Origin of the sequence: Oceanispirochaeta sp. M1 (genome assembly GCF_003346715.1) — a bacterium.
GTDB lineage: Bacteria > Spirochaetota > Spirochaetia > DSM-2461 > DSM-2461 > Oceanispirochaeta.
In genome coordinates this window covers 1-2,642 of sequence record NZ_QQPQ01000104.1, presented here as the reverse complement: position 1 = coordinate 2,642, position 2,642 = coordinate 1, and the positions used below count along the sequence as shown (strand labels likewise).

The following is a 2,642-nucleotide window of genomic DNA, read 5'->3' as shown; positions in this document are numbered from 1 at the left end:
ATTCCGGGAAAACCCACATGAATTTTGCTTTTCCCAAGAAGCATTTTGATGCGATTGGTTTGTATTCGTTTGTTGACAATTTGTTGTTGTATCGTAACGGTCTACGAACCGCCGTGGTACGGAACCGTATGCCCGGTGGTGTGAGAGGACGGAGGGCGTGAGCCCTCCTCCTACTCGATTGTCCTGATGGTTGATAGTTTCTTTAACTGTAAGAGTCTTTCAGGCTTTAATTTGGGTATGAAACCCTATAAATTATGGTGTCGGACATTAATTAAGAACTTCTGGACATTAAGCACAAACACTGTGGAGTAAATCAGTTATCAAAGATATCAAAAACATAACGATGGAAATGAAAGTTGAGAATTAACTCGGGGGAATGGCAGTTTGTTGCATCGTCAATATAGATATGTTCTTTTTAATGATTGATATCCTTAAATATAAGGTCTGCTTTACCAACGACTTCATTGCTTTCAATAGCACTCATAAAGAGATCAAAGTCAACTTCTAGAGAACTTTCTTCTGGTAGATTTTTTAGTGGCTGACTCAAAGCAAATATTGATATCTGATAGACATGTTCTCCGGCAGAAGGACTATTCGGGGAAGTATAGGAAATTGTATTTCCATCTTTATTAGATCCCATACACCATTCACCATCATCAGCTTCGCCATGTTTTATTTCAGTGACCGATGGTTTGATATTCCATAATAAAAGATATGTATTTACACTGCTTTTATCATCAACTCTTGGATAGTGATACATAATTACAGCAAGACTAGTAGTTCCTTCCGGAACATTATCCCATTTAAGTGGTATTGATTTTTCAATGCCGTTTATCTTTTCTTCGCCCTTAAACTCTTCTTGTAACTCTCCATCTATTACAGCAGAACTTGTTAATGAAAAATCTGTATTTTCAAATTTAAATTCTAAAGTAGGGTATATTTTCCCTGAATTATGTTTCCTATCTCCTTTCTCTTTTGATAACAATTTATCTTCATTTATATTTCCAGGTGGTGGAGATAATTCTTTTAATTTAAAAGAGTCAAATCCCTGGTCATCTATGAGTTGATCAAGTATAGGCCCTGGTTTATATCCCGCTTCTTTTAGAGTTTCCATAATCTCTATAGCTTCATTTCTAGTTATTTCTTCAGAATTATATTCCTCTAGAATATTTTCAACTGATTTTGTTTCTGAAAATAAGGCAAGAGTCATATTCATAAAAATTAGTAACGTGGTTATTCTTTTTTCATAGCTCATGTAAGTTTCCTTAACTAAATATAAAATATTAGGTGTATTCTATTTTTTGTTGATTTGCCCTACAAAAAGTAGACATAGATGTAACTAAATATTGAATGTAATGCTTTAATAAATTAGAGAAATAGTGATATTAATTTTCATGCTCAAAAACAAGTTTCACTGTTCTCTCTTGAACTTCTTTTGAATACTTTTTCATCTTTGCCATACCTTAATCTTGTCACAGATTTTAGTCTTCGGCAAATTCAGGGCGATTCAAACATCTGTAAGCGCTAATAACAGCGCATTGTAATCAGAAATTGATATTCCAGGGAAGAAGATTTCCCAATGCTTTCAGATCACTGGAATCAATTGTCGGTAGCTTCTCAAATAGCTGATAAAGATACTCTTGAGGTTCTACATTATTGGCTTTGGCTGTTTCACATAAACTATAAATGATAGCACTAGCATGAGCTCCACCCGGAGTATCACAGAAAAGCCAGTTCTTACGACCAATAACAAAAGGACGAATAGCATTTTCTGCAACATTGTTATCCGGTGTGGTTTCTGCATATTTTAAATATCTAACAAGCTTTTGATATTCATTGAGAGTATATGAAACAGCTTCTCCGAGTTTTGTTTTGGGAGGAATTGAAGCCTTCATTTCTTTTAGCCATTTATGAAATTCCTGCCAGATGGGAAGAACCTGTTCCCGACGTCTATTTACAAATAGAGGATCATCTAAATTAGAGCTGCGAAGTTCTTTTTCCAAGCTGTAGATTTTCTGAATTAATTTCAGAGCCTTATTTGCCTTTCCTCCGCTTTTGGTCGCTTTGGCAGCTTCAAAGAATTTCCTTCTCGCATGGGCAAGGCAACCAACATGATAAAGACCATATTCTCTGGTAGCCTTGTTGTAACCGGCATATCCATCAGTTTGAAGAATACCGGAAAAGCCATCCAGTAGAGATAATGCGACCTCGTCCTTTCTTGTTTGAGAGTAATTGAATAAGACTATTTTACGACCTTCATTTGAGCCGACTGTAATCCACATATAGGATTTGTTTACCGGTTTCCGTCCCGGCTCTTTCAAAACTTGAACAGTCGTTTCATCCATGTTTATCAGAGGACCTTCTCTTGTCTGCCTCCTCATTAATTCAATCAGAGGTTCGCAGGCTCTGGCTGCTTTGATGGACCAGTTCGCCATATTCGTACGACTGATTTCCAGTCCGATTCGCTTGAAGATTCTCTCCATCCGGTAGAATGGTAGTGAATCTCCGAATTTACTAACGAGACTGTAGAAAAACTACCTCTCAGATTTAAATTACTCTTCAAAACTAAGAAATTGCGGTTTTAATACTATCTCTTTTTCTTAACATAATATCAGCTGGTTAAACTGCTGTATGACCGCCTA

The 2,642-nt window shown here is 36.3% G+C and carries 1 protein-coding gene and 1 pseudogene; both read right to left on the bottom strand.

Annotated features, from left to right (window positions below):
- Positions 1 to 415: 415 nt before the first annotated feature.
- Positions 416 to 1,255, bottom strand: coding sequence for a YbhB/YbcL family Raf kinase inhibitor-like protein (locus DV872_RS25890; protein WP_114632870.1), 840 nt, complete (start codon positions 1,253 to 1,255; stop codon positions 416 to 418).
- 289 nt (positions 1,256 to 1,544) lie between these two features.
- Positions 1,545 to 2,510: pseudogene (locus DV872_RS25885) on the bottom strand (IS66 family transposase); the annotation flags it as partial.
- Positions 2,511 to 2,642 lie beyond the last annotated feature (132 nt).

Coding starts and splice junctions, on each gene's coding strand:
- DV872_RS25890 (WP_114632870.1), bottom strand. CDS start 1,255: ATGAGCTATGAAAAAAGAATAACCACGTTACTAATTTTTATGAATATG.